This is a genomic window from Rhodanobacter sp. MP1X3, assembly GCF_014207165.1.
In the GTDB taxonomy this organism is placed as follows: Bacteria; Pseudomonadota; Gammaproteobacteria; order Xanthomonadales; family Rhodanobacteraceae; genus Rhodanobacter.
Genome location: NZ_JACHCO010000002.1, coordinates 1 through 26,211, shown reverse-complemented (window position 1 = coordinate 26,211; position 26,211 = coordinate 1). Strand labels below are relative to the sequence as shown.

The 26,211-nt window shown below is 59.1% G+C and carries 23 protein-coding genes; 12 read left to right on the top strand and 11 right to left on the bottom strand.

Translation table 11 applies throughout. The features are described from left to right. Nucleotides 1-17 precede the first annotated feature (17 nt). The gene (locus HDE79_RS06640; protein WP_184601177.1) at nucleotides 18-392 is read left to right on the top strand and encodes a helix-turn-helix domain-containing protein; all 375 of its coding nucleotides are present in this window, start codon (nucleotides 18-20) and stop codon (nucleotides 390-392) included. Nucleotides 393-443: 51 nt separating this feature from the next. On the opposite strand, the gene HDE79_RS06635 is transcribed toward HDE79_RS06640, so the two are convergent. Beyond that, nucleotides 444-749 carry a helix-turn-helix transcriptional regulator gene (locus HDE79_RS06635; RefSeq protein WP_184601176.1) on the bottom strand — a complete coding sequence of 102 codons (306 nt, stop codon included), beginning with the start codon at nucleotides 747-749 and terminating at the stop codon, nucleotides 444-446. Nucleotides 750-926: 177 nt separating this feature from the next. On the opposite strand from HDE79_RS06635, the gene HDE79_RS06630 reads away from it, so the two are divergent. After that, nucleotides 927-1,361 (top strand): hypothetical protein, encoded by a 435-nt coding sequence (locus HDE79_RS06630; RefSeq protein WP_184601175.1) that lies wholly within the window; start codon nucleotides 927-929, stop codon nucleotides 1,359-1,361. A gap of 271 nt (nucleotides 1,362-1,632) precedes the next feature. On the opposite strand, the gene HDE79_RS06625 is transcribed toward HDE79_RS06630, so the two are convergent. From HDE79_RS06625 to HDE79_RS06615, 3 genes are all read right to left on the bottom strand, one after another. Continuing rightward, complete coding sequence (locus HDE79_RS06625) at nucleotides 1,633-3,828, bottom strand: EAL domain-containing protein (RefSeq protein WP_184601174.1); 2,196 nt, start codon at nucleotides 3,826-3,828, stop codon at nucleotides 1,633-1,635. A 478-nt stretch (nucleotides 3,829-4,306) separates the two neighbouring features. Beyond that, the gene (locus HDE79_RS06620; RefSeq protein ID WP_184601173.1) at nucleotides 4,307-4,858 is read right to left on the bottom strand and encodes a peroxiredoxin; all 552 of its coding nucleotides are present in this window, start codon (nucleotides 4,856-4,858) and stop codon (nucleotides 4,307-4,309) included. 158 nt (nucleotides 4,859-5,016) lie between these two features. Further along, on the bottom strand, nucleotides 5,017-5,541 hold the full coding sequence (locus HDE79_RS06615) for a CGNR zinc finger domain-containing protein (RefSeq protein WP_184601172.1): 525 nt from the start codon (nucleotides 5,539-5,541) through the stop codon (nucleotides 5,017-5,019). A 135-nt stretch (nucleotides 5,542-5,676) separates the two neighbouring features. On the opposite strand from HDE79_RS06615, the gene HDE79_RS06610 reads away from it, so the two are divergent. After that, complete coding sequence (locus HDE79_RS06610) at nucleotides 5,677-6,942, top strand: epoxide hydrolase family protein (RefSeq protein WP_343205918.1); 1,266 nt, start codon at nucleotides 5,677-5,679, stop codon at nucleotides 6,940-6,942. 37 nt (nucleotides 6,943-6,979) lie between these two features. Here HDE79_RS06610 and HDE79_RS06605 read toward each other — a convergent pair whose 3' ends face one another. Beyond that, complete coding sequence (locus HDE79_RS06605; RefSeq protein WP_184601170.1) at nucleotides 6,980-7,534, bottom strand: NADPH-dependent FMN reductase; 555 nt, start codon at nucleotides 7,532-7,534, stop codon at nucleotides 6,980-6,982. A gap of 62 nt (nucleotides 7,535-7,596) precedes the next feature. On the opposite strand from HDE79_RS06605, the gene HDE79_RS06600 reads away from it, so the two are divergent. After that, entirely contained in the window at nucleotides 7,597-8,055 is a 459-nt protein-coding gene (locus tag HDE79_RS06600; RefSeq protein ID WP_184601169.1) for a MarR family transcriptional regulator, read from the top strand. Nucleotides 8,056-8,095: 40 nt separating this feature from the next. Here the strand turns inward: HDE79_RS06600 and HDE79_RS06595 are convergent, their stop codons facing one another. Further along, nucleotides 8,096-8,476, bottom strand: a complete 381-nt coding sequence (locus tag HDE79_RS06595; protein WP_184601168.1) for a hypothetical protein — start codon at nucleotides 8,474-8,476, stop codon at nucleotides 8,096-8,098. 208 nt (nucleotides 8,477-8,684) lie between these two features. Between HDE79_RS06595 and HDE79_RS06590 the strand changes: the two genes are divergently transcribed. The 3 genes from HDE79_RS06590 (at nucleotide 8,685) to HDE79_RS06580 (ending at nucleotide 12,651) form a co-directional block, all read left to right on the top strand. Continuing rightward, nucleotides 8,685-9,797: a histidine kinase gene (locus tag HDE79_RS06590; protein WP_184601167.1), complete on the top strand. Its 1,113-nt coding sequence runs from the start codon at nucleotides 8,685-8,687 to the stop codon at nucleotides 9,795-9,797. 17 nt (nucleotides 9,798-9,814) lie between these two features. Further along, the gene (locus tag HDE79_RS06585) at nucleotides 9,815-10,582 is read left to right on the top strand and encodes a LytTR family DNA-binding domain-containing protein (RefSeq protein ID WP_343205917.1); all 768 of its coding nucleotides are present in this window, start codon (nucleotides 9,815-9,817) and stop codon (nucleotides 10,580-10,582) included. 119 nt (nucleotides 10,583-10,701) lie between these two features. Then, nucleotides 10,702-12,651, top strand: coding sequence for a M61 family metallopeptidase (locus HDE79_RS06580; RefSeq protein ID WP_184601165.1), 1,950 nt, complete (start codon nucleotides 10,702-10,704; stop codon nucleotides 12,649-12,651). A gap of 97 nt (nucleotides 12,652-12,748) precedes the next feature. Here the strand turns inward: HDE79_RS06580 and HDE79_RS06575 are convergent, their stop codons facing one another. After that, nucleotides 12,749-13,630, bottom strand: a complete 882-nt coding sequence (locus tag HDE79_RS06575; protein WP_184601164.1) for an aldo/keto reductase family oxidoreductase — start codon at nucleotides 13,628-13,630, stop codon at nucleotides 12,749-12,751. A gap of 106 nt (nucleotides 13,631-13,736) precedes the next feature. Here HDE79_RS06575 and HDE79_RS06570 point away from each other — a divergent pair, with 106 nt between their 5' ends. Beyond that, entirely contained in the window at nucleotides 13,737-14,651 is a 915-nt protein-coding gene (locus HDE79_RS06570) for a LysR family transcriptional regulator (RefSeq protein WP_184601163.1), read from the top strand. 32 nt (nucleotides 14,652-14,683) lie between these two features. On the opposite strand, the gene HDE79_RS06565 is transcribed toward HDE79_RS06570, so the two are convergent. Beyond that, on the bottom strand, nucleotides 14,684-15,526 hold the full coding sequence (locus HDE79_RS06565; protein WP_184601162.1) for an SAM-dependent methyltransferase: 843 nt from the start codon (nucleotides 15,524-15,526) through the stop codon (nucleotides 14,684-14,686). A 137-nt stretch (nucleotides 15,527-15,663) separates the two neighbouring features. Beyond that, the gene (locus HDE79_RS06560; RefSeq protein ID WP_184601161.1) at nucleotides 15,664-16,641 is read right to left on the bottom strand and encodes a LysR family transcriptional regulator; all 978 of its coding nucleotides are present in this window, start codon (nucleotides 16,639-16,641) and stop codon (nucleotides 15,664-15,666) included. Between the two features lie 101 nt (nucleotides 16,642-16,742). On the opposite strand from HDE79_RS06560, the gene HDE79_RS06555 reads away from it, so the two are divergent. Then, nucleotides 16,743-17,807: an NAD(P)-dependent alcohol dehydrogenase gene (locus HDE79_RS06555; protein ID WP_184601160.1), complete on the top strand. Its 1,065-nt coding sequence runs from the start codon at nucleotides 16,743-16,745 to the stop codon at nucleotides 17,805-17,807. A gap of 222 nt (nucleotides 17,808-18,029) precedes the next feature. Here HDE79_RS06555 and HDE79_RS06550 read toward each other — a convergent pair whose 3' ends face one another. Then, nucleotides 18,030-18,983 carry an AraC family transcriptional regulator gene (locus HDE79_RS06550; RefSeq protein ID WP_221440067.1) on the bottom strand — a complete coding sequence of 318 codons (954 nt, stop codon included), beginning with the start codon at nucleotides 18,981-18,983 and terminating at the stop codon, nucleotides 18,030-18,032. A 111-nt stretch (nucleotides 18,984-19,094) separates the two neighbouring features. Between HDE79_RS06550 and HDE79_RS06545 the strand changes: the two genes are divergently transcribed. After that, nucleotides 19,095-19,928: an oxidoreductase gene (locus tag HDE79_RS06545; protein WP_184601159.1), complete on the top strand. Its 834-nt coding sequence runs from the start codon at nucleotides 19,095-19,097 to the stop codon at nucleotides 19,926-19,928. 183 nt (nucleotides 19,929-20,111) lie between these two features. Here the strand turns inward: HDE79_RS06545 and HDE79_RS06540 are convergent, their stop codons facing one another. Continuing rightward, nucleotides 20,112-20,750 (bottom strand): PAS domain-containing protein, encoded by a 639-nt coding sequence (locus HDE79_RS06540; RefSeq protein WP_184601158.1) that lies wholly within the window; start codon nucleotides 20,748-20,750, stop codon nucleotides 20,112-20,114. Nucleotides 20,751-21,095: 345 nt separating this feature from the next. Between HDE79_RS06540 and HDE79_RS06535 the strand changes: the two genes are divergently transcribed. Both HDE79_RS06535 and HDE79_RS06530 read left to right on the top strand, forming a co-directional pair. Further along, entirely contained in the window at nucleotides 21,096-22,979 is a 1,884-nt protein-coding gene (locus HDE79_RS06535) for a M61 family peptidase (protein WP_255488314.1), read from the top strand. A 461-nt stretch (nucleotides 22,980-23,440) separates the two neighbouring features. After that, nucleotides 23,441-26,211: autotransporter-associated beta strand repeat-containing protein (locus HDE79_RS06530; RefSeq protein ID WP_184601157.1), on the top strand; the 2,771-nt coding region annotated here is incomplete at its 3' end.

The window sequence follows — 26,211 nt, the reverse complement described above, 5'->3', positions numbered from 1 at the left end:
GCCATAAGGAAACCACCATGGCCTCACTCAAACATCGTGTGCTTCAGGCCGCCGATTGCCCCAGCCGGTTATTGCTGGACGAGCTGGCTGACAAATGGTCGGTGCTGATTCTTGCTGCCCTGAAAGATGGACCGCTGCGCTTCAACGAAATCAAACGCACGCTGGAAGGCATTACGCAAAAGGCGCTGACGCAGACTCTTCGCCGCCTGGAACGCAACGGCATTGTGGCCAGGCGTGTCGTCGAGGCGTCACCCATCGCTGTCGAGTACAGCGTGACGGCGTTGGGTAAAAGTCTGAAAAAGCCGTTCAAGGCGTTGTACGACTGGACCGTCGTCAACTTGCCCGACGTGGAAGCCGCGCGTCAGTTGTTCGACACGAAGTTGACGCGATAGCTCAATGCCGAGTAGTCCAGCGGTGAATCGTTTGCCACCAACTTCCGCTGATCAAACACGATGCTGGTGCTGACGGATTTGGCTACTCAGTGTTTGGCACGCACTATGCTTCTGTGCAGGAATCTTTTCGCTCTCATCCGCTAGTTCGCGTGCCAGGGCGAACACCTGATCCAGTGAGGTATCCAGCTCAGCGGAGATACGTTGAATGGATTTCAGTGAGGGGTTGCGGCGGCTTCGCTCGATGCCGCTCACATAGGTGCGGTCCAATCCGGCGCGTAGTGCCAGTTCCTCCTGACTGAGCGAATGGCGTTCGCGCAGGAGTCGAAAGGCGGGGCCAACGTAAGAGGTGATATCCACCAGTGAACAGTCGTATCTGGTGGACTATTGATCTACGGACTAATAAGTCAAATTACAATTAAGCTGTTTGATGAGTACGACACAAAACAGAAGGTAACGATTCGATAGGTTTGGCTCGATGGCGTTGATGCGCCGTCACATTTCGAGCCAGGAAGGCGCACGTAAAGAGCGTTTGCCATGGAAACAAATGTGAACAATGAAGCGAGCAGAGCGATAGATCACTCTATCCGAGCAGCCGATGGGCTCTACAGCCTCCACACTTTGCTAGATCACCTGCAAGGTGGCGGAGAAGGCCGTATCGTAGGCGCAGGGCTGGCCCGACTCGGCCCTGACCATCTGGCGGCTATCTACCAAGGTGCCGAAGCACAGGCGAATGAATGCTTGCGCGGCCTCGCCGCGATATTGCAGGTGTTGACGTTCACTACGCGGCATCTCGGCAAGGAAGTGCCGGTGCACGTGGTGCAGGATATCTCTGCACATTTGCAGGGGCAAACTCAGGCGCTGGAATGCTGGAACACACTGGCGGACCATGCCGCCTATCTTCTCAATGAGCCGCTCATTGCTCGTGATCTGGCAGGGCACTATGCGGACAAGGAGGAGGACGTCCAATAAGCGGCAGCGTTACCGCCCCTTCCACAGCCAGGGAAGGGGAATCCTATATAGAACTCCCCCTCAATTTGCGCAGCGGCCGTTTGGGCGCGCGCATCGTTATAGGCTTGCCATTGAAGCCACAGCAAAAAGCTCCGCCCAGAACAAGAAAAATCATGGCGCCTACGATAGGTGAGATCGAAAAACTTTTGCAGGGCAAGTACCGGATCACTGTGTAGCACAGCTGATTCTCAACTTTCCAGGATGCTTAAATGGGCTTTCTCTGGGCTGATCTTCAGTTGCTTTCAATGCAAGAGACGGCTTCAGCGAAAGCCGTGCTGGAAACAGCAGCGCCGTATAGGAAGCCTTGAGCTTCGTCACAGCCTCGTTCAAACATATAGCTGTGCTGTTGCTCGGTCTCGACACCCTCAGCGATGACGCGAATATTGAGGCTTTTGGCCAGCGCGATAATTGCATTGATCACGGCGGCATCGGCGGCATCGGTCGCGAGATCCCGCACGAAGGAACGGTCGATCTTGATCTTGTCGATCGGGAAGCGCGTAAGGTAGGAGAGGCTGGAGTAGCCGGTACCAAAATCGTCGACGACGATCTTCACGCCGAGCTTTCGGATTTGGTGCAGCTTTCGTGCACTCTCCTCCGGATTCTCCATGAGCATTCCCTCGGTGATCTCAAGCTCGAGGCAGGAAGGTGTGATGCAACTTTCGGCGATGGCATTCACCAGGGTCGCTATCCAATCCTTCTGCTGGAATTGTCTGGGCGAGACGTTGACGGCAACCGACACCATCCGTTTGAGCTCGCGCTGAATCTCGACGCACTCGCGGCAAGCTTTACGCAGTACCCACTCTCCGAGCGTGAGGATGAGACCGGATTCTTCCGCGATAGGTACGAATCGATCGGGTTCGATCTCACCCCGCATCGGGTTACTCCAGCGCACGAGAGCCTCCATACCCACGACCTGTCGATCTGAGATCGAGACTTCGGGTTGGTAATGCACAGTCAACTCGTTGCGCTCAATGGCGTGCCCCAGGGCAAGCCCCAGCGCCAGTTTTTCCTCAGTCGCCCGGAGCATCGCGTTATCGAACCACTGGAAGTTGCTCCGACCGATCGCCTTGGCTTGGTACATGGCCGCATCCGCATGCTTGAGCAATGTGCCTGCGTCCACGCCATCATCGGGGAACAGACAACCGCCGATGCTTGGCGTGACCGCGAGCTCATGCCCTTCGATTAACATCGTGTCCGATATCAGAGCTGCCAGATCATTGATAAGAGCGGTCAACGTCTCTCGACCGGAAACTTCGTTCAGCACCACAACAAACTCATCACCGCCCAACCGGGCGACGGTATCAATATCACGAATACGCCCCTGCAGCCGCTTGGCAACCGTTAGCAGTAGCTGATCGCCTATCTGATGGCCTAGCGAGTCGTTAACTCGCTTAAAGTGATCCAGGTCAATCATCAATACCGCTGCTTGCCTGGCATGGCGCTGCCCCTGACGGATGGCCATTTCCAGCCGATCCATGAGAAGCGCTCTATTTGGCAACCCTGTAAGTGCGTCGTGGTGCGCCATATGGCGGATGTAATTCTCGGCGCGCTTGCGAGTCGTAATGTCATAGGCCACCTTGAGGAAGCCCGTGACATTGCCCGCATCGTCTCGAAGGGATGTAATGGCGATGTTCACCGGTACGCCCGAGCCATCCTTCCTTACATAGGTCCACTCGCGTTCGTCGGCCATGCCCTGACTACCGGACTTCACGATGACCTGATAATTCGCTGCTATGGGTTCCAGGCCAGGCTCAGTAAGCTCTGCCGCGCGCAACTTCAGCTCCTTGGTATCGTGGAGAACCAGGGCGGACTTTCCCACTAACTCATGACGATCGTATCCAAGCAAACGGTCGGCCGCAGGATTCGCGGTAAGAATTTGCCCGTTGATATCGGTCGCGATCGTACTGAAGGGTAAGCTGTCGAGGATCAATTGACGGAACACATCATCCCGCGTCGCGCGTCGGACCTTATCGACTCGGAGTCGCTCGGTAATATCTATGATCGATGCGAGAACATGCCACTCGCCGTCACTTTCAACCGGACTTAAGCCAATTTCTACCGGTACCTCGGTAGCATCTTTACGTAGTCCAAAGAGTTCCTTACCTTCACCCATGAATCTTGTAACAGGTTGCGCGAAAAAATTTGTCCTCAAGCCGACGTGACGGCCTCGATAGCGCTCGGGAAGCAGCATCTCTATATGTCTGTTGAGAAGCTCGGAACGCTCATGCCCAAAGAGTCGCTCAGTTTGAGTGTTTACCAAGACAATAATGCCGCTCGCGTTGATCATGAGCATGGCATTTGGTGCAGCCTCAACCACAAGGCGCAACCTTTGCTCATCACCTGATTGCGTGCTTGATAGTCGGACAGGCAAGTCTTCGGGCTGCATCGTCACTGACAACGTCCCCGTTTGCTGATCGACAAACCACATTACCGTCTTGATCTAATACTCGGGCTACGGATGAAGAGCAAGCTAATGCGACGTCATCTTGCGGGAACGCGTGTTAGGGTTCATCAGCGCGATCGCGAATCGCATTGATCGCCGCGCGCCACTGTTTGGCGCGGTGGGAAGCGGCTACCTCGACCAAGGACATCTCTTTGATTTTCTCCCCCATGGGTCGGTCTGGCTTACCGGCGGCGGGGTAGGGCCTGAGGGAAGTCTCTTCGCTTTTCTTGCCGTTGTGATGGCTTTTGTACTACTGCGAAAGACATTGCCTTCCATCGCGAGAAACCGCGGCGGGAAATTTGGATCGCGTTTCATCCAGTGAGGGCGCGGTTAAGTTTCCGGACGATGTTCGTTGGCGGAAACCACATCAGGCTGGTTAGCTGTGGATGCCTGTGCATCCTTTCATTGACGAGCGCGAAAGAGCTGCCGATGGGTTATCGGCAGCCCTGGACCAGCCGCGCAGTTAGCCCTGCTTCTCGAGCGCCTTTACCGCGTCGAGCGTCTCTTGAACATGCTTCGTGGGGCTGAGGCTGGAATAGACGTGGGTGATTTTCCCCGACGGGGCGATCACGTACGAGGTACGGTCCGACCAGTCCGGCTTGAGCGTCAGCGTCGCGTCGTATTCCTTGGCAATCTTTGCGCCCTCATCCGCGGCGACTGGAAACTTGCCACCGCAGTGTTCGGTTTCCTTGGAGAAATCCGCCAGCTCCGAGGTATGGCCGGCGGTAACGCCGATCACGGTGGCATGCAGCGCCTTGAACTGATCGATGGCCTGCGAGAACAGGTGAGCCTCGATGTTGCAGCCCGAGGTGTGCGCGGCCGGGAAGAAGTAGACCACCACCGGCCCTTTCTTCAGTGCATCGGCCAGATCGAATGTGAACGGCTGGCCGGCGAGATAGGCGGGCGCGGTGAATTCCGGTGCCTGGGTGCCTTCCTTCAGTGCCGCAAACGCAGGCGACGTGAGGATGGCGGTGCCGACGAGGCTGAGGGCGGCGAATTTCAACAATGACTTCATGGGAGGGATTCCTGCTCTGGCTGAAGGGTCAAAAGGTTTATACGCCATAAGTGCTTCGGTGGATGCTATCCACGATGAGGGTGGCTCCACTTGCGGCTTGTCTCACATCCGAAAACTCCTCAACGACGCCTGTCTTGCATGCTTGCCTCGGTTCGCTCTTACGTTTTAGCGCGGTAGCGGCGCATCTTGTTGCGGCTGCCGCAGGTGTCCATGGAACACCATGTTTTCGCCGCTGCTTTGGAGGCATCGTAATAGGAGGCGCGGCAGGTTGGCTCACGGCACAGCTTGAATCGTTTCCAGACGCCGGTCTGCATGGCCTCGAAGGCGGCGAGGATAAGCGACACCACACCGTCCGTCGGGCGGTCTGACGCGAGGACGATAAGTCCGTCCTCGCCAAGGCGCGGGCGAATGCCGTAGTGGGCTGCGAGGCGGTTGAATGTTTCACGACCGGCGACTTCGTTGCTCGTGGCCATGCCGCTGTTGGCGGCTTGCAACGACCTCAATGCTGCATGGATTTGCATGCCGTAGCGAAACGCACTCTTCGTCGTGGTCGCTTCAGCGCTGTGCGGCATTTTTCGGCGAACCCACACGTTCCAGTCGTCAAAGCCGGCGTCGAAATCGTGCCAGAGAAACGATTCCAACTGGCTCAGTCTGGCGGGCGTGCCGGTGCGGTGTTCGGGCATGGTAGTTCTCTGGCGAATGTCGATGTTACCATTTAATTTATTTATACGGTAACTGCGGGAATGGCTTGACTGCCTTGCTGGATCAGCGCCGATAGCTGGCTGTGGCGCTCCATTTTTCTCTGAGGAATTTCATGCATGCAGCGACGCCAGTTTCTGAGAAAGGTCGGCGGCGCTTTCGCACTAACCGTTACCGCACCCATCGCGGCGCGCATGCTGGCGCAAGGCCAGCGCTCCGAGCAACGAATAGCGACAGGAGAAAGTGACGTGATGCCTAGTCAACCCTTTCATATCAAATTCGACAGCGCACTGAGGGGAGATCTTCGACGTCGCCTTGTCGAGACGCGTTGGAGCGACGCGGTAACGACAGATTGGCGCTATGGAATGAACGAGTCTTTCCTGAAGGCGCTCGTGCAGTATTGGTCGGCGGATTACGATATGGACGCCGCCGAAAAACGATTGAACGTGTTGCCGCAGTTCCGGGCGGATATCGGCGGTTTGGGCGTCAGCTATATCCATTTGAAAGGCCGTGGCCCGCGGCCGAAGCCGCTGATCCTGATGAACGGCTGGCCGTCCAGCTTCGTCGAGTATGCAAAGCTGGCGCCGATGCTTGCTGATCCGGCCGCCTTTGGTGGTTCGGCAGACGACGCTTTCGACGTGGTGATTCCGGCACTGCCGGGGTTTGGCTTTTCGGATCGACCCACGCGTCCGTATCCAGTCAGTACCGAAGCATTGTTCCACTCGCTGATGACCGAGCATCTCGGTTACCCGGGTTATCTCGCGTCGGGAACCGACATCGGCGCCGGCGTAGCGACGCGATTGGCATTGAAGTACCCCGAGAGCGTCATGGGCATCCATCTTTCAGCGGTGGTGGACCCGCCGCTCACAGCACAGTCACCACCTCTTTCGGATGTCGAGCGCGCCTATCAAGCAAGCGTTGCGCAATGGGAGGCGGAGCAGGGCGCCTATAACCATCTGCAATCCACTCGACCGCAAACGCTGGCGTTCGCTTTAGCGGATTCACCTGTTGGTCTGGCTAGCTGGATTGCGGAGAAGTTTTACTGTTGGAGCGATCACGGCGGCGATCTTCTGCAGACTTTTTCATCGGACATGCTCATCGACAACCTGATGGTTTATTGGTCCACGCAGACGATCGGATCATCGATGCGTTACTACTACGACAACCACCACTTTCGGCCAAAGATTCAGCTCGGCGATCATGTCAGCGTACCTACCGCCATTTGCATGTGGCCAAAGGATTTGGTGACTGCACCCAAGGTCTGGGCCGAGCGCTTTTATAACGTCAGGCAATACTCCATGCAAAAGCACGGCGGTCACTTCCCGGGTTGGGAAGCCCCAGTGGCTTACGCTGAAGACCTAAGGCGTTTCGCCAAGCACGTTTAGCAAAACGGCAACAGTGAGCTGGCTTTGCTCGCATGGATCAAACCATAAAGGTCGCTAACTGGTGGAGCGCCTGCTCGACGGACTCAACGTAAGTCTTGAAATCGACGTCGGGGTCGATGGGTGATCCGTTCTTGATGACGTCGCTGGAAAGGGTGATGGCAGGCGTCGCTGATGTCAGCTGCATCTTGACGGCCCCGGCGACTTGGCGCAGCTGCTCTGCACATTTTCCGCCGCCATGGCCTCCGTAAGTGATGATCGCTGCAGGCTTTCCGTTCCATTCCTTGTAGAGGTGGTCAATCGCGTTTTTTAACGTTGCGGGATAACCCCAGTTGTATTGCGGTGTGACGAAGACCACAGCATCCGCGCTGGCCACTTTTCTGCTCCACGCTTGCGTGTGGGGTTGAATATATCCGCCAGCCGCAGGGATGCCGGGCTCATCGTCCATGGGCAGTGGCCATTGCGACAGGTCCACCAGCTCATAGCTAAAGTCGGTGCAGGAGCGCCCGATGCGAGCAACCCATTCGGTGATGATCGGGCAGATCCGGCCAGCGCGTGTGCTGCCCATGATAAGAAGAACACTTTTATGATTCATGATGATCTCTATTGCTTGTATGATGCAAGCAATAGTAGGCCGATGAGGGAGGCAAGTAAAGCATGCGCGATACAAGTAATTTGGATGAACTTGCCGGCTCGTTGATTGATTTGGTCGGCGCCATGAATAGCCCGCGTCAGGATGATGTCTTGCTGCGAGAGGCGGGTGTGTCGCTCGATCGAGCGCTTTTTCCGCTCCTGGTCCGTCTCAGCATTTCTCCAGCCATGGGTGGCGCTGAGCTGGCCGAGCAAGTGGGTCGTGATCCTTCCACCGTCAGTCGGCAGATAGCCAAGCTCGAGGAGCTGGGCCTCGTCAAACGCCAACCCGGCGCAAACGACATGCGGGTCAAGGAAGCCGTCATCACCAAGGCCGGATCTCGCACCATCGAGGCGATCAAGTTGGCGCGACGAACGCTACTGTCTCAGCTTCTGGATGACTGGACCAAGGAGGAGCGCAGCATGCTGTCGAAGCTTCTCCGGAGATTTTCGAACGCGATGCGGGACAAACAGCAAGAGCGTTGAATCAAAGGGGGCGGAGACACTTCGCCCCCTTTGATCATGCTCAGGAAGGTTCTGTGCTGCCGTTTTTGGGCGCCAGGCGCAGGCCACTGCTACGGCAGACATCGATGCGCGGAAAGAGCTGGGTACGTCCGCCGTGGAAGGTGACACGGAGGTCGCGCAGGCATCCGCCGGTGGGGACGTCGAAGGTCATTGAGGTCAGCCCGCCTTGTAACGGCTGGCCGAGGGCAATGTCATGGAAGGCATCACGGTCGGCAGGCGCGATGGCGAGCGCGATAACACTGTCAAACGTGGCGTTCACCAGATCGAAGTGCCGCGCGGGTCTGCGCGCAGCATCGGCGCTGACCGCCGATGGAACGACGAGCAGGTTGCCAAGCGCGAAGGCAAACATGACGACAAGGGAGGTGGCGTGGGTCGAATTCATGGAGGTGCTCCGGCTGAGGTGAGGTGCCGCCGGTGGCTCGTGCGCACACGGTCGGCACCGTGATATGGCCGGATGGAGGTGTCCTGCGAAAGTAGTTCGGGATGAATCGTCGTAACGCAGTGGTGAATCGTAGTGGCGTAGCGATCTTGCTTTGCAGCGCCGTGCGCAGCACCTAGGATGGCCACTCCAACCCACGGGATATCCCGCGATGATGGTTCGCCTCGGCAACACGCAGATCGGCCTGTTCCGCTATCTCGGTCTGTGGGGGGTAGTGGTGGTGGTGTTTGCGATACAGGGGTTCATGCAAGACATTTTGATCGGACATACCTTTTCGCCTTTCGATTACCTGCGTTGGTCGATCATCGAGTGGTACACCTGGGCGGCATTGACGCCGCTGGTGTTCCGGCTGGCAGCGAAGTATCCGATTCAGTCGCCGATGCCACTGCGCGGGCTAGGCATGCAATTGCTGGCGAGCTTGGGTGTGACTGTGCTGGCCATTTTGATCGGCGCGTTCGTGTCGACAGCGTTCGAACCCAGTTCGTTCGGTGAACAGGTCAAGGAGTTTATCGGCCAGAACTTCGCCACCGACTTGCTGGCCTACTGGTCGCTGTTCGCGATTCAGCAAGCCGTGCGGTTCCATGCCGAAAAGACGCGTCGCGAGATCGAGGCGAGCCAGCTGGCGACGGAGCTCGCACAGTCGCGCCTGCGTGCGTTGAAGTCGCAACTGCAGCCGCATTTCCTGTTCAACACGCTGCACGCGATTGCGACGTTGCTGGACGAGGACACGCTGTCGGCCGAAGACATGCTGCTGCGCCTGAGCGACCTGCTGCGTGCATTCCTCGAGGATTACGATGGCCAGGAAATCAGCTTGCGGCGGGAGCTGGTGCTGCTGGATCTCTACCTCGGCATCCAGCGCATACGCTTCAAGGATCGCCTCACCACGCAGATCTACGTCGCTCCGGATACGCTGGATTGTGCTGTGCCCAGCCTGATCCTGCAGCCGATCGTGGAGAACGCCATCACCCATGGGATCGGCAAGCGAGTCGGTGTGGACTGCATCGAGGTAGAAAGTCGGCGTGAGGGCGACACTCTGTGCATCGACGTGCGCAACCGCAACAGCACGCTGGAGGCCGGCGCAGCATCCACCTCGGGACACGGTATCGGGCTGTCGAACACCGAGCTACGCCTGCGCGAACTATATGGCGGTGTTGCGCAGGTTAACTTGGGGATGATTTGGCCTCAGGGCGTTATCTGCCGTCTTCGGCTGCCGTTTCGCGAGATCGAAGAGCCTGACGATGCGCCCGAGGTCGCCTCCGCATGAGCATCGCTACCCTGGTCGTGGACGACGAGCCGATCGCACGCCATGCCATCGTGCGGCTGCTGCGTGACGATCCCGACATCGAGCTGTTGGCCGAGTGCGGTGATGGCGTGTCGGCGGTCGAGGCGATACGCAGTCAGTCACCGGACCTGGTTTTTCTCGACATCCAGATGCCTGCCATGAGCGGCATGGAGGTGGCGGCGACCATTGGCGCAGAGCGCATGCCGGCGACGGTGTTTGTCACCGCCTTCGAGCAATATGCGGTGCGGGCGTTTGAGGCAAATGCGGTGGATTACCTGGTGAAGCCGTTCAGTCGGGAGCGTTTCGCGAACACGTTGCGGCGCGTGAAGGCGCGGCTGTCGACCGGCGAGGGTGCAGGCGGGGTCGCCTCCGTGCAGATCCTGCAGGCGCTCGACGCCTTGCGCCAGCGCGATGACTACATCCAGCGCCTTCCCGTGCGCATCGACGAGCACATCAGTTTTATCGACGTCGACCAGATCGTGTGGATCAAGGCCAGCGGCAACACCGTGCAGATCCACCTGGCCGATGGCGTCCACGAGATGCGAGAGACCATGAGCGCACTCGCCGCGCGTCTTGATCCGCGGCATTTCGCGCGCGTCCACCGCTCGGCAATTATCAACGTACGCCGGATCCAGGCTATCCATCCGTGGTTCAACGGCTACCACGTCGTCACGATGGATACCGGCCAGAAGCTGCGCATGAGCCGCTATCAGCACGAGACCTTTCTGCGCCTGGCCTCGGCCAGCGGCGGGAAACGGGTGGAATAGGCAAGCGTGCGCAAACAGCCAAGTGCAGCATCACTCGCCGTGCTCGGATTCCCTCCCCATAGTTTGTGCAGCGATGTTAAGTTGTGCGAATTCCTTGGATTTGCCTGTCGGAGTTCATCATGTTCGTTGCCTCTTCCCCCCGGTCGCCGTCTGGCGCGCGCTGCACGCTTGTACGTCTTGTCGTGGCCATATCGATGGCTCTCGCGATCGGTAGCGTATGCGCACAGGAGCTGCGAACCGACCAGGTACCACTACCACAGGACACGCCGTATCCCGGCACGATAGCGATTCATGTCGATGCCAGCGACACGGTACAGGGCATTTTTCGCGTGCACGAGACCATTCCTGTGAAGTCGGGTGCGTTGACGCTGCTGTATCCGCAGTGGATTCCTGGCGACCATTCGCCGAGTGGTCCGATTGCCATGCTTGCCGGGCTCAAGCTCAGTGGCAACGGCAAGCCGCTGATGTGGAAGCGCGACAAGTACAACGTCTTCGCGTTCCATCTCGATGTACCGACTGGCCTGTCGAGCATCGACGTGGACTTTCAGTATCTGTCCGATCGCAGCGGCGATTTCGATATCACCGACCGCATGATGGACATGGAATGGAGCAAGGTTTCGTTGTATCCGGCCGGCTATTTTTCGCGTGGCATCACCTTTGTGCCCAGCGTGACGCTGGCGCATGGCTGGCAGCTCGGCACCGCGCTGGAGACGACGTCTGAGTCGGGTGACACCACCACCTTCAAGCCGGTGACGTTCAACAATCTGGTTGATTCGCCGATCTACGCGGGCCAGTACTTCAAGCGTGTCGATCTCACGCCTGCCGGTGGTGCACCAGTGCATCTGGACATCGTGGCGGATGCACCGAAGTATCTGGAGATGACGCCCGAGCAGTTGAAGGTGCATCGGGCATTGGTGACGCAGGCGATCACGCTGTTCGGCTCGCATCACTACGACCACTACGACTTCCTCTTTTCGCTTTCGGACCAGTTGGGCGGCAACGGCACCGAGCACCACCAGTCCAGCGAGGACGGTCTCGGTGCCGATTACTTCACGGCGTGGAGTGAGAACGCGCCCGATCGTGACCTGCTGGCGCACGAGTACACGCATTCGTGGAACGGCAAGTTCCGACGTCCGGCTGACCTGTGGACGCCCAACTTCAACGTGCCGATGGGCGATTCGCTGCTATGGGTCTACGAGGGGCAGACACAGTATTGGGGTTTCGTGCTGACCGCGCGTTCCGGCATGTGGACGCCACAGCAGTTTCGCGATGCGCTCGCGATGACAGCGGCCAATTACGAGCGTAACCGCGCCGGTTTCGCGTGGCGCACGCTCGAGGACACGACCAATGATCCCACTGCTGCGCATCGCTCGGGCCTGCCGTATCGCAGCTGGCAGATGAGCGAGGATTACTACAGCGGCGGACAGATGATGTGGCTGGAGGTGGATAGCAAGCTGCGCGCTCTGACGAATGACCGCAAGTCGCTGGACGATTTCGCCCATGCGTTTTTCGGTGTCGACAATGGCAGCTACGTGACCAAGACTTACACCTTCGACGACGTCGTGGCCGCATTGAACGGCGTGGCGCCTTACGACTGGGCCAGCTTCCTGCACGCCCGCGTTGATGCGCTTAATCCGCCGCTCAATGGCATCGATGGCACCGGATGGAAGCTGGTCTATACCGACAAGGAAAGCGACTACGAGAAGCAGTACAACAGCCAGCCGGAACCGCCGCGCCATCTGTACAACTTCACCTGGTCGATCGGTTTGACGATGGCAGACAAGGGACTGATCAACGACGTGAACTGGAATGGCGCGGCGTTCAAGGCCGGCGTCAGCAGCGGAGCCACGCTGATCGCGGTGAACGGCCAGGACTATTCGAGCGACGTGCTGAAGGAAGCAATTACGGCGGCCAAGGACAGCCAGTCACCAATCCAGCTGCTGCTGAACTACCAGGGCGGTTTCCGCACGGTGTCGGTGGATTATCACGGCGGCTTGCAGTACCCGCATCTGGTCCGCGTCGAGGGCACACCGGATTACCTGAGCCAGATCATCGCGGCGCGCAAATAGGGCGGAACCGGTAGAGCTAGCGCTGATCTGAACGGTGGCGAGGGCATCCCTTTCTGAGGGCTGCCCTCGTTACTAAACGTGTTACGTCGGCCCAGCCTCAGCCCGGCGCGTTATCACCGGCGATGTGATCCAGTATTTTCAGCGCGTCGTCTGGCAAGGCAATATCAGTCGCGGCCAGATTCTCACGCAGATGCGTTACCGACGAGGTGCCTGGAATCAGCAGGATGTTCGGGGAGCGCTGCAGCAACCAGGCGAGTGCTACCTGCATGGGCGTGGCATCGAGTTGCATGGCAACATCGGAGAGCGCGGTTGATTGCAGCGGTGTGAAACCACCGAGCGGGAAGAACGGTGCATAAGCGATACCCGCGGCGGCGAGTTCGTCGATCAGCGCGTCGTCGTTCCGGTGCGCGAGGTTGTACTGGTTCTGCACGCAGACGATGTCCGCAATGGCGCGCCCTTCGGCGATCTGCTTGCGCGTCACGTTGCTCAAGCCGATATGGCGAACCAGACCTTGCTGCTGGAGTTCTGCAAGCACCGTCAGCGGTGCTTCGAGCGAGCCTTCGGCCGGGCCGTGAATACTGAACATCAGGCGCAGGTTGACGACATCAAGCACGTCCAGCCCGAGGTTGCGCAGGTTGTCATGCACGGCGCGGGTCAGCTCCTCCGCCGAAAAGGCTGGATTCCACGAACTGTCTTCGCCGCGGCGCGCCCCGATCTTGGTGACGATCACCAGATCGTCGGCGTACGGGTGCAGCGCTTCGCGAATGATCTGATTGGTGACGTGCGGACCGTAGAAGTCGCTGGTGTCGATGTGATCGATACCGCTGGCCACGGCCTCGCGCAGCACGGCGAGCGCGCCGTCACGGTCTTTCGGCGGGCCGAACACGCCTTTGCCGGCCAGCTGCATGGCGCCGTAGCCCAGACGCTTCACGGTGCGATCGCCGAGCTTGAAAGTTCCGGCTTTGCGGATGTCTGTCATGGTCTTTCTCTCACGGTCTTTCTCATCAAGGGACCTGAAATATAGACACTCGACGCTTGTATGATAACCAGGCTAAATCGGCACAGGCCGTATGGAAAATCGAACAATGCCGGCGAATCTTGCAGATCTCACGGCCTTCGTCGCTGTGGCTCGGGCAGGCGGGTTTCGCGATGCCGCCAGGAAGATGGACGGCAGCGCGTCCAGTCTGAGCGAGGCGGTGCGCCGGCTCGAGAGCACGCTCGGCGTGAGGTTGCTCAACCGCACCACCCGCAGCGTGATGCCCACCGAAGCCGGTGCGCGATTGCTCGATCGGCTTGGCCCTGCGCTGGGCGAAGTCGAGGCCGCGCTGGATGTGGTAAACGGTTTTCGCGACCGTCCAGCCGGTACGCTCCGGCTGAATGTGCCGGTGAGTGCGGCGCGACTGGTGCTGCCGCACATCGTGCCGCCGTTTCTCGCGGCCTATCCCGACATCCGTCTGGAGATCATCGCCGAAGATAGCTTCGTCGATGTGCTCGCCGCGGGCTGTGACGCCGGCATTCGCTATGACGAACGGCTAGAGCAGGACATGATCGCCTTGCCGATCGGCCCGCGCGTGCAGCGCTATGCGACGGCAGCGTCGCCGGCCTATCTCGACCGCTGCGGTCGCCCCGACCATCCGCGCGATCTGCTCGCCCATGCCTGTTTGCGCGGGCGGTTCGCCAGCGGCGCCATGAATGCCTGGGAGTTCGAGCGTGATGGCGAGATCGTCATGGTGGAGCCTTCCGGTCCGTTGGTCGTTCGCATCGGCGCGGCTACCGATCTTGCCGTAGACGCTGCCGTCGCCGGTTGTGGTGTCATTCAATTGTTCGAAGACTGGCTGCGCCCGCATCTGGAAAGCGGTGCGCTGGAGCCGGTACTGGAGCCGTGGTGGCAACGGTTCTCCGGGCCGTTTCTCTACTATCCGGGTCGCCACCATCTTCCCGCGCCGCTGCGCGCGTTTGTCGATTTCATCCAGGCGCAGCAGCCTTCGATGGGAGGCTGACGAGCGTTCGACGGATACCCGTTTCAGCTAGGTCAGCGCCGTGTTGCCAGTACGCCATCCAGCGCCAGCTGTGCCTTGAAGCCGGCTTTCTCCAGCCGCTTGGCCACTTCGTTGGGAACGTCGCGGCCACTGATGAGTTTGTTCGGGCTGCCGGTGTAGTGGAACAGACGGCCGCCGCGGCGCAGTACGCGCGCCAGCTGATCGTAGAACACCTGCGAGTAGAGTTCGCCGGCGATGCCGAAGCGCGGTGGGTCGTGCAGCAGCGCGTCGACTGACGCATCGGCAATCTGCGTGATCGCCAGCGACACATCGGCATGATTGAGCTGCAGGCGACCGCCGCTGGCGAGCCCATCCGGATTGGGCGACCATGGATTGAGCGTGCGCAGCCACAGCACGTCGGCGTTCTTTTCGAGCGACTGGATGTGCGCCACACCCGCCTCCAGGCAGCAGGCTGCGAAGTAGCCCAGTCCGCCGCAGGTATCGAGCACCACCTTGCCACGCGGCTCGATCAGCGCCACTTTGCGGCGCGCATCCTCGAAGGGTGACTCTTTCGACGTCGGCAGCATCTTGATGCCGTCGATCTCGAACGTCGGTGCGCCCCACTCGGTGGGCACCAGCTTGATCAGCGAGCCAGCAAAGCGCGACACAGGCGCGAATTCCTCGCCGTCCCAGTAATAAATCGTGCGGTCTTTCAGCTTGAGCGGGTAGGGATAATGCTGACCACGCCACTGCCAAGCGTCCATCTCCAGCGGCGTACTGGCATTCGAGATCCCCAGATCCAGCGAGCCGATCCACTCGCCCGCGCCGGCATCGCGTGCAGCGAGCAAGGCATCGACGATGGGGCGCGTAAGCAGGGGGCTGGAGCAATGCGACACGTGGGGTACTCCTGAAACTAGCGGTAGCTTGCCGCAACACGATCAAGGCGCGGCATCGTAACCCACTGACGTGGCTGGCGCGGAATGCGCACGCCAGAGTCGCGGCCGACTAAAGTTATAGGTTACGCGTGCTTCGATCATCGAGCCGGTTTGCTTGGCGTGGCGGCACGCAGCCCACGTCGATGCAGAGTCTTCAATTCCTCCTCGGTGAGGCGGCAGGCGGCCGCATCGCCGGTCTGGGCCATCACGAAGTCGATGAATTTGCGTACGCGGCTGGGTATTTCCGTACGCTGGGCGTAGTACATGTAGACGCCGTAGCGTTCGTTGAGTTGATCGAGCATCAAGGGCACCAGCGCTCCGCTGCGCAGATGGCGGGCGGCGCTGATGCTGTCGATCTGGCCCACGCCGAGCCCGGCTATCACAGCCTGGGTTTCGGCCTCGGGGTCGTTGCTGGTGAAGCCGGCTGGCAGGTCGCCGAAGCGCAGCTCCCCCTCATGCAGGAACTCCCACGGTGAGATGCGTCCGGTATTGGGGTGACGCGAACCGGTAAACATATGTCCTTCCAGTTGTGCTCTTTGCGACGGTACACCGTGTTCGGCCAGATAGGCCGGGCTGGCGCAGATGATCAACTGAATACGGAACAGTTCGCGTACCACCAGTTGGGCGTCGGGCGAAAAACCGCTACGGAAGCCGATGTCGATGTCGCTGCCGATCAGATCGGTATAGCGGTCGTCCGACAGCAACTCGACCATCACGCCTGGATACATTCGGCGGAACATCCCGATCAGCGGCAGCAGAAAGAGACGGCCCAGACTCGGCGAAGCGGTGAGGCGGATAGTGCCGTGTTCCTCGGTGACCGCTTGTCGCGCATGCTGCCATGCGCTGTTGACGGTCTCGATGCCGGGCCGCACCTTGTCGGCGAAGCGGCGGCCCTCCTCGGTGAGGCTGCTTTTTCGCGTGCTGCGACGGAATAGCTGCACGCCCAGCTCGCGCTCGAGCTGGCGCACGGCCTTGCTGACGGCTTGCGGGGTGGTGCCCTGGGCTGAGGCAGTGCGGTTGAAGCTGCCCAGGTCGATCGCCTTGAGAAAGGTCTCGATCGCGCGGAGTCGATCCATTGGAAACTCCTGGTTGTTTTTGAAAGCCGTTATTGAGACTACTACGGTTGCTTTACACGCCGTACTCTGAAGGGGTTCCTATCCCCCTACGGAGATCTCCCATGCTTCCCACTCTCAGCTATGCCGCCGCATCGGCCAAAGCCCCGCTGGCGCCATACCGCTTCGAGCGTCGCGATCCGCGTGACCTCGACGTCGTGATCGACATCCTCTACTGCGGCGTCTGCCATTCGGACCTGCACACCGTGCGCGACGAGTGGGGCAAGGGTGAGTACCCGATCGTGCCGGGCCACGAGATCATCGGTCGCGTCACTGCCGTTGGTAAGGGCGTGACCAAGTTCAAGGTGGGCGACATGGCCGGCGTCGGTTGTTTGGTCGACTCGTGCCGCGAATGCGCCAGCTGCAAGGAAGACCTCGAGCAGTTCTGCGAGAACGGCTTCACTCTTACCTACGCCGGTAAGGATCGTCACGACGGCCGCGTCACTCAGGGCGGCTACTCGAGCCAGATCGTGGTGGACGAGGCGTTTACCCTGCGCATTTCCGACAAGCTCGATCCGGCCGCCGCCGCCCCGCTGCTGTGTGCCGGTATCACCACCTACTCACCGCTGAAGCATTGGAAAGTAGGCAAGGGCAGCAAGGTCGGCGTGGTTGGTCTGGGCGGTCTGGGCCATATGGCGCTAAAGCTGGCGCATGCCTTCGGTGCCAAGGTGGTGCAGTTCACCACGTCCGAGTCCAAGCGCGAAGATGCGCTGCGCCTGGGCGCCGACGAGGTGGTGTTGTCCAACAACCCCGAGCAGATGAAGGCCCATGCGGGCTCCTTCGATTTCATTCTGGATACCGTGTCGGCCAAGCACGATTTGGACGTCTATCTGCAGATGCTCAAGCGCGGCGGCACCATGACCCTGGTTGGCGTACCTGACAAGCCAGCTGAATTGGGCGCTGGCGCACTGATTTTCGGGCGTCGTTCGCTGGCCGGCTCGCTGATCGGCGGTATTGCCGAGACGCAGGAGATGCTCGATTTCTGCGCCGAGCACGGTATCGCCTCGGACATCGAGAAGATCAACATCCAGGACATCAACGAGGCCTACGAGCGCATGCTCAAGAGCGACGTGAAGTACCGCTTCGTGATCGACATGGCCAGCCTGAAAAAAGAGGGCGCCGCGGCCTGATTCACCGAGGTTGGTTAACGCGCTATGCGAGAGAAGGCCGCCGCGAGGTGGCCTTTTCTTTTTTGTCGTGGATTCCGGTGGCGACTGAACACCGTTCCGGCCACGTTTGAACATCCCTCTGGCGTTGAACATCGTGCCGCTGTTGCTCAGTGGTTTCTATGCGGCTTCGAGTGAAAGCGGACACCACCCAGCACCCAGATCCAGGGACTGTGTCGTATCAATTCAGTGTGATGAAACGTAGTCCGACGCCGCTTGTGCGGGAGGTATTGCAAAGTTTTTCCTCATGCGCCTCACTTCCGCAACTGGCGGTAGGCCGAAAAGCCGCTTGAACTCTCGATTGAATTGCGAGGCGCTTGCATACCCCACCGCGTAGCCAGCGGCCTCCGCCGTCATACCTTGGCGCACTATCAATAGACGGGCTTGGTGTAGTCGCGTGGACTTTACGTACTGCATGGGCGACGTTTGCGTTACGGCCCTGAAATGGCTATGGAACGTGGGTACGCTCATATCAGCTTCTCTAGCCAATTGCGCCAGATTGATTGGTTGCGCGTATGCAACGTGAATATGGCGAAGTGCTTTCCCTATCTTGCCGAATTGCCCGTGCATTCCAAGGGCCGAGCGCATGGCCATACCCTGGGGCCCAGTGAGTATCCGAAAATAAAGTTCACGCACCAGGCCTGGTCCAAGAATCGTCGCTTCCAATGGTCGGCTCATGGCTTCCAGAAAGCGCAGCACGGACATCCGCAGAGCTGAGTCCATGGGGCTGGATATCATGCTGAGCGGCGTCTCCTGATCAACCGGCAAGTGATGGCGGTCGATTTGAATCATCAGCTCCGCGGCCATCTGAAAATCCAGATGCATATAGACGGCCAACAGTGGATGTTCGGGCGTGCCATCCGATTCCATCGTGAACGGAACGGGCACAGCAACCGCCAAGTAATGCTGCTCGTCGTAACGATAAATCTGGTTACCAAAATAGCCACGCTTGCGCCCTTGGCACACGATCACGATGCCGGGGTCATACAAAACCGGCGTTCGCGACAGGGTTCGATCAGAGCGCAGTATGCGTACGTCAGGCAATGCCGTGAGGTTGTATCCCTCCTGGGGCGCTAGTCCACGAGCAAGGGCAGCCATACGCTGGCTTTCGTCTGCCAAAGGTTGCTCGGCCTTCTTCATGGGAGATGACTGTTCATAGGAATAGGCAAGAAAGTTGGATAATAAGGCGTCAAAATCCTGCCTATAAGAGCCTATTGTGCACCCTCCCATTATTCTTCAGGAGTAGCCACCATGTCAGCAGCCAAGACTTTGCTTATTACCGGGGTTAGCAGCGGGTTCGGCAGGGCCCTGGCCCAAGAGGCTCTCGCCATGGGTCATCGTGTGGTTGGAACTGTGCGAAATGAGCAAGCTCGGCGTGAGTTCGAAGCGCTTGCTGCCAGCAACGCGATAGGCCGCATTCTCGATGTCACCGACTTTGATGCGATCGATGGGGTCGTTGCCGACATCGAGGGGACCGTTGGTCCGGTGGACGTACTGGTCAACAACGCCGGATATGGTCACGAGGGCGTTATGGAGGAGTCGCCATTGGCAGAGATGCGGCGGCAGTTCGACGTCAATGTGTTTGGTGCGGTGGCCATGATGAAGGCCGTACTGCCCTACATGCGTCATCGACGCAGGGGGCATATCCTCAACATCACTTCGATGGGCGGCTATATCACTCTGCCTGGGATTTCCTACTATTGCGGCAGCAAGTTCGCATTGGAAGGCATTTCAGAAGTGCTCGGCAAAGAAGTGAAGCCACTCGGCATCGCCGTAACGGCGGTAGCCCCTGGCTCGTTCCGCACTGACTGGGCAGGACGTTCGATGGTCAGGACACCTCGCTCCATTTCTGATTACGACGGGCTGTTCGATCCGATCCGAGAGGCCCGTCAGCAAAAGAACGGAAAGCAGCTTGGAGATCCTGCAAAAGCAGCGCAGGCCATGCTGAGTTTGATCGATAGTGACTCGCCTCCAGCGCATTTACTGCTCGGAAGCGACGCGCTCAACCTGGTGCGTCAGAAGTTGTTTGACTTGACCGCCGAGATCAATCACTGGGAGAAAACGACGCGTTCGACGGATGGTTGAGAGAGTGGGGCTAGCCACCACCGAGCATCATGAGGAGTACCCGCCGCTGGGTGGCGGCCTCAACCGCAATAGAACGACAGTCTCTGGTCAGCACCAGCAAGGTGTTCAGCGTCAAGCGGAATCGGTGTTCAAGCCGACCGGAATCCGCACGCAGACCGATACGCTAGCAACTGAGTTGAATCGCTAGGCGCGTGAGCGAATCTCTTTGAGGTATTTGTACAGAGCAGCCCGTGAAATGCCGACGCGTTCTGCAACGACCGGAGGCGCATTGCGCATGCTTAGAAAACCGCTGTCGCTGATTTTCTCGATCAGCGCAAAGCGCAGACTGGTGTTGAAGGACTTCACCGGTATGCCTTCCTCGCGCTCAACTTCCTGCACCAGGCGTTCCAAGGCTTGTCGCCAGTTGTCATGGAAGAACGGTGCGTGTGGTTCCAGGGATTCCGGAAGGAAGGCCAGCGCGGATACTTCATCCCTGATGCGTTCAAGGGTGGAGACGTCGAAGTTGATGCACATCATCGCAGCGGGCTGCTGATCGGCATCTCGGATGACCGCGGTGACGGAGCGCAGGTTGCGACCGTCCTTGTTCACCTTGCGGTACGGACCGATCACGGCTTGGGCAAGGCTTTCCTCGGAGACTTGGTCAGCCACCGATGAATCGCCAATGCGTCGCCTGGAAATCGAGTTGGCTATGTATGCCACTTTCAAGGAAGACAAGTCGTGGATGACCACTTCCACGTGCGGCCGGAAAAGTGTCGCGATGGCATCGGCTACGGGGAAGTACGAGGCGAATTTCGCTTGAGCAATTTTCGTCCTTTTCGGCATATCGCTTGGTCCTCGGGCTCGTAAACGTGGTGGCGAGCTTACCGACTCGTTGGTCTTGCACGGTGTCGGAATAGCAATAGCGTTTTCGCATCAAATAGACAATAAGTCCAAGATTGACTATTTGTAAATAGCCTTGTTAGGCTGGTCGCCGTCATTGCAATGATTGACGTTGAGGCCAGGTCGGTGAGGAAACTTATTAAATACGCTACGTTCCGATTGCCACGACATGCTCTGCTGTCTATGCGAGCGAGCAAGCGTTGTGTCGGCGGCATGCTCCATGGAATAAATGCCTTTTTACGTAACGTCATCCATCGCCCAGCGATGACGTTGTGCGCGGCTGCGAGCATGGCGTTTACATGCTCGCTGGCGGCAATGGGTGCTGGCATCAATCCCCAACCGCTGCCTTATCCAGCGCCGATCGAGGCACCTCGCGATGTGCCGTTCAAGGGCACCCTATCGTTAGTTGTTGACGCGACCGATATCGCCCACAAGCTATTTACCGTCAGGGAAACTTTGCCCGTGCAGGCATCCGGGCCGCTTACCTTGCTCTATCCGGCCTGGGAAGGCGCGAGTCACGCCGAGACGATTTCAGTGGCCAATCTTGCTGGTCTCTTCGTCAGCATCAACGGAAAGAGCATCGATTGGCAGCGCGATGCAGTTGACATGCATGCGTTCCATATCAACGTGCCGGTTGGCGCGCTCGCGATCGAGGTCGAGTTTCAATATCTGACGCGGGCATCTGACGCGGTGATGACGCCGAACCTCGTTAATGTGCAATGGCAGCGACTGCTTCTTTATCCGGCGGGCTGGTTCGCCAGAAACATTCCTGTGGCTGCGAGTTTGAAATTACCTCCGGGGCTCAAGGCCTTCACCTCGCTCGACGTGGATGGTGCGTCCGGTGACATGATCGCTTTCAAGCCTGCATCGCTGGAGACGCTTGCCGATTCGCCGATATATGCCGGTCGGTACTGGCGGCAAGTGAAACTTACGCCGGATGGCGTGCCTGCGGTCCGGCTGGACCTTTTGGCCGATAACCCCGGCGACCTTGAGGAAACTGGCGATGACTTGAGCAAGTTACGCCAGCTTCTTGTGCAGACCCGGCAACTGCTTGGGCCGCCGCATTACGCTCACTACGATGCGATCGTCACGCTGAGCGATGCGTTCCCTGCCGGCGGCATCGAGCATCTGGAATCCGGAGAAGACAATCTGCCGGCCAACTATTTCACTGACAGCGCCGAGCAACTCAACAACCGTGACTTGATTGCCCACGAGTACGTGCATTCATGGAACGGGAAATTCCGTCAGCCGGCTGACTTATGGACCCCGACGTTGAATGTACCTATGCGGGATAGCCTGCTTTGGGTTTATGAAGGACAAACGGAGTTCTGGGGGCGGGTTCTTGCCGCGCGCAGCGGTCAACGAACGCGGCAAGAGACGCTCGACAAGCTGGCGCTTGATGCTGCCGTGGTTGACGCGCGGGTGGGGCGGAGCTGGAAGACTCTACAGGACAGCAATAACGATCCGCTCTACATGGCGGGCCATTCGGTGGCATGGCGCGATTGGCAACGTCGCGAAGATTATTACCCGGAGGGCGTGATGCTGTGGCTGGACGTTGACGCCATCATGCGCGAGCGCAGCAACGATAAAAAAAATCTCAATGATTTCGCACGTGCGTTCTTCGACGTGGGCAACGGTTCGCGCATCACCTCAACCTACACGTTCGAGCAGGTGTGCGACGCGCTTGATCGAATCGTGCCGTACGACTGGAGTGGCTTCTTGCGGTCACGGCTGGATGCCCATGATTCGGGTGTTCTCGATGGCCTCGCGCGGATGGGCTGGCGGCTCGTCTATACCGATACGCCTACCGCGACCTTTACACAGGACGAGGCCGACTCCGGCGTGATCGATCTCACATACTCGATCGGCTTGTCTATATCGAGCAAGGGCGATGTGCGGGTGGTTTCCTGGCAGGGTCCGGCGTTCACCGCTGGCATGGCGCCTGGAGCACACATCATTTCGGTGAATGGCAAACCGTATACGTCCGACCTGATGAAGGCTGCCGTGAAATCGGCGGTCACCACACTGGTCGAAATTCAATACGAGACCGATGGGCAGACTCATGCCGCAACGATTCCGTATCACGGCACACTGCGTTATCCCCAGCTTGAGCGCATTGCAGGAAGTGTTGATCGTTTGAGTGGTTTGTTGGCACCGGTAAATAGTCATTAGCGAATACGCCGAAGCTTGCGCGTGCCTTTATGGCGCCGCGCTATCCCGTTAGCTCAACTGGCACAGGCGCTTTCCATCCTCACCGGGTGGACGGCCAAACAGTCGGCGATAGTCGCGGCTGAACTGGGAAGGTCGTCGTTGCCAACGTTGAAACCGACTTGCGCGATATCTTCCGCTGCGGATACCGGCTGGGAACGTGCGACCTGCAGGGGCGAGTCAGGGAAACTCTACCCAGATTGGAGAAACATGAATCGCGATACGCGATTTCATAATTGTCGGTGATCTTCAGGACATCGCAGGATGCGCCAGATCGATGCTGGGGGCATCGCACGCAATCGTTGGATAAGGGCAAGCTCAGATGGCCTTCGGACACTTAAGGTTCGGACCTCTTGATGCATCGGCTTGTCGCAGGAAGCCCCTAGACATCTTCATGTGAGAAATCCAGGTGAGGGGACAAGCAGATGAAGCACGTTATCGGTGGCGGCCATGACGGTCGGTGGCTGAGAGAAAAGTCCGGCCAGGGCGAGCCAACCAGAAAGCGACTTGTGGTGATGCTTGGCATCGCGCTGGCTGCCACCAGCGTCGACGCATTCGCACAGGTCACGGCACCCAGCGCCGGTGGCGACATCACGGCGCTTTTGCAAGCCGATGCGGGAACCGACAACATCGTTCTGCAGGGAGCTGCCTATTCCGTCGCCTTGCCTAGCGGGACCACCACGTACAGCGGCGTGTTATCGGGCACCGGTACGCTGACCGTCAGCGGCGCTGGCAACACCTTGGTGTTGACCGGCGTCAACACGTTTAACGTGCCCAGCGCGACGGAGACCATAGTAGATAAGGGTTATTACCCCGGTAATGCCGAGACTTACGAGGGCATCGCGGGAAACTCGTTTCATGGCTGGATCTACGACGTCGTCAATATGAATGCACCGGCCATCAACATCGGAACTGGGGCCACGCTGAAGTTAGCCGCCAACGCGCAAACAGGGAACACGGGGTCGCTGGGCAGCTTTGGCAACAACTTCGTCAACATCCAGAACGACGGCACGCTCGCCGTGGACGGGGCCAATGACGGCTCGACGGTGACAATCAATAGTATCAGCGGCAGCGGTTCACTCCATCTGGTCAGCGGTGAGCTTTACCTTCCGACGGTAAGCACCTATACCGGTGCGACCATCATCGAGAACAACCAGACGCTGTATTTGGGGACCGACCACAGCTACGGCGCCATCCCCGATTCGTCGTTCGTTTTCAACAACGGCTCGTTCATCCTGAACACGCCGATCGACGCCGGGTCCGGCAACTCCGGTGTGATGACGGTGACCCAGAACGTGTGGGAGAGCCACTTCGGCAACGATATCAACATCAATGGCTATGGCGGGCTGATCGTGCTGTCGGGCGTGTACAGTTACACCGACAGCGGCGTAACCGCGGAAACCGATCCGTCGCTGTCGAATCCGAGCCTGAATTACACCATGATCCGTGGTGGGTCCAGCACGCGCGGCTTCAATATCGAAGGCGGCATCGTCCAGTTCGGCGATGGCACCACCGACAAAATCTTCCTGCCTGGCAACGAATACACCAGCTACATCAATCTGCACAACGGTGGCATTCTCGCTTTCGACTACGACGGTACGGTCACCCTGGATACGCCGATCGGCGGCGGGATCTATCACGACTCGACCTCTACCCCCGGTATCGGATCGGTGGTGATTACCGGCAACGCCAGCAATGCCAACCATGTCATCTTTACCCAGCCAGGGGATTACAACGGTCTGACCCAGATTGATGCGGGCACGATCCTGCAGCTGGGTGATGGTACGGTCGGCAACTCCACCGGCACGCCAGGTCAGCTCGGTTATTTTTCCAGCTCGCGCGGCGACAGCAGTTTGCTGACGGCCGAGAGCTCCGATGGACTGAGCACGGATCGCATCACCGACAACGGTACACTGCTCGTCGACAACGTAGTCGGCGCGCAAGATGGCATTACCGCCGTGTCGCTCTCGAACATCAGTGGTAGTGGCGGCCTGACTCAGATCGGCGTACTGCCGCTGACCTTGCTGGAAAACACCACGTACACCGGCGCCACGACGATCGGCGCCGGCAGCACACTGTATCTGGGCACTAACAGCAGCGGCGTCGCCGGTAGCCTTGCGTCCAGCAGCAGCGTCGCTTTGACCGGTGCGGGCGCCACGCTGGATATCTCTCAGGCGACGGCGGAGACATTGCAGGATCTCAGCGGTGCAGCTGGAAGCATCGTTGCCCTCGGCAGTCATGCCTTGACCGTCGGCACCGTGGACTCCACGATGTTTGCTGGCGCCATCACGGATGGCGGCATCGCTGGTGGCACTGCTGGCAGTCTGATCAAGATCGGCATTGGCACGCTGGCGTTGAGCGGTGCCAATACGTATACCGGTGGCACCACGATCAGCGGCGGTACGCTGCAGCTAGGCGTTGGCAGCAGCGGCGGTAGCGTGCTGGGCGATATCGTGGATCAAGGCATCGTCGCCTTCGATCGCTCCGATAACAACACCTTTAGCGGCGTGATTTCCGGCAGTGGTGGTCTATTGCAAACCGGTAGCGGCACCACGGCGTTGACTGCCGTCGATACCTATACCGGCACCACCGAGGTCGCGTCCGGTGATTTGCAGGTGGACGGCACGATCACCAGCGACGTGCAGGTCGATGCGGGCGCGACACTGTCAGGTACCGGCCAGGTGGGCGGCATCAACGTCTTTGGCAACCTGCTGATCGGCGATGCGGCCGCCGCCGCGAAAGTGATGTCGGCCACGCGTACTGTCACCTTCAACCCCGGCTCGCAGTTCCAGATCTATATCGATCCCACCGGTGCGCACGGCTTGCTGCAGATCAACGGCAGCGCCGTGCTCAAGGGGGGCAATGTCAGCCTCAGCGCGGCAGCCGGTACCTATACGGCGAATCAGTCGTATCAGATTCTTGCGGCCACCGGTGGTGTCACCGGCACATTCAGTGGGGTGCTGGTCAATAGCCTCAACCTGACGCCGACGTTGAAATATCAAGCCAACGGCGTGTATCTGGTGCTGGAGGCGGCTAACGCCGGTAGCACCGGGTCATCAGGGAGTGGGACAACATCGTCAGGAAGTGGGACAACATCGTCAGGGAGCGGCACGGCGTCGTCAGGAAGTGGAACAGTGACCGTGCCCACGGGCACCGCGTCCCTGACACCGTTGTTCCCGTGTTCGCAGCTGACGCT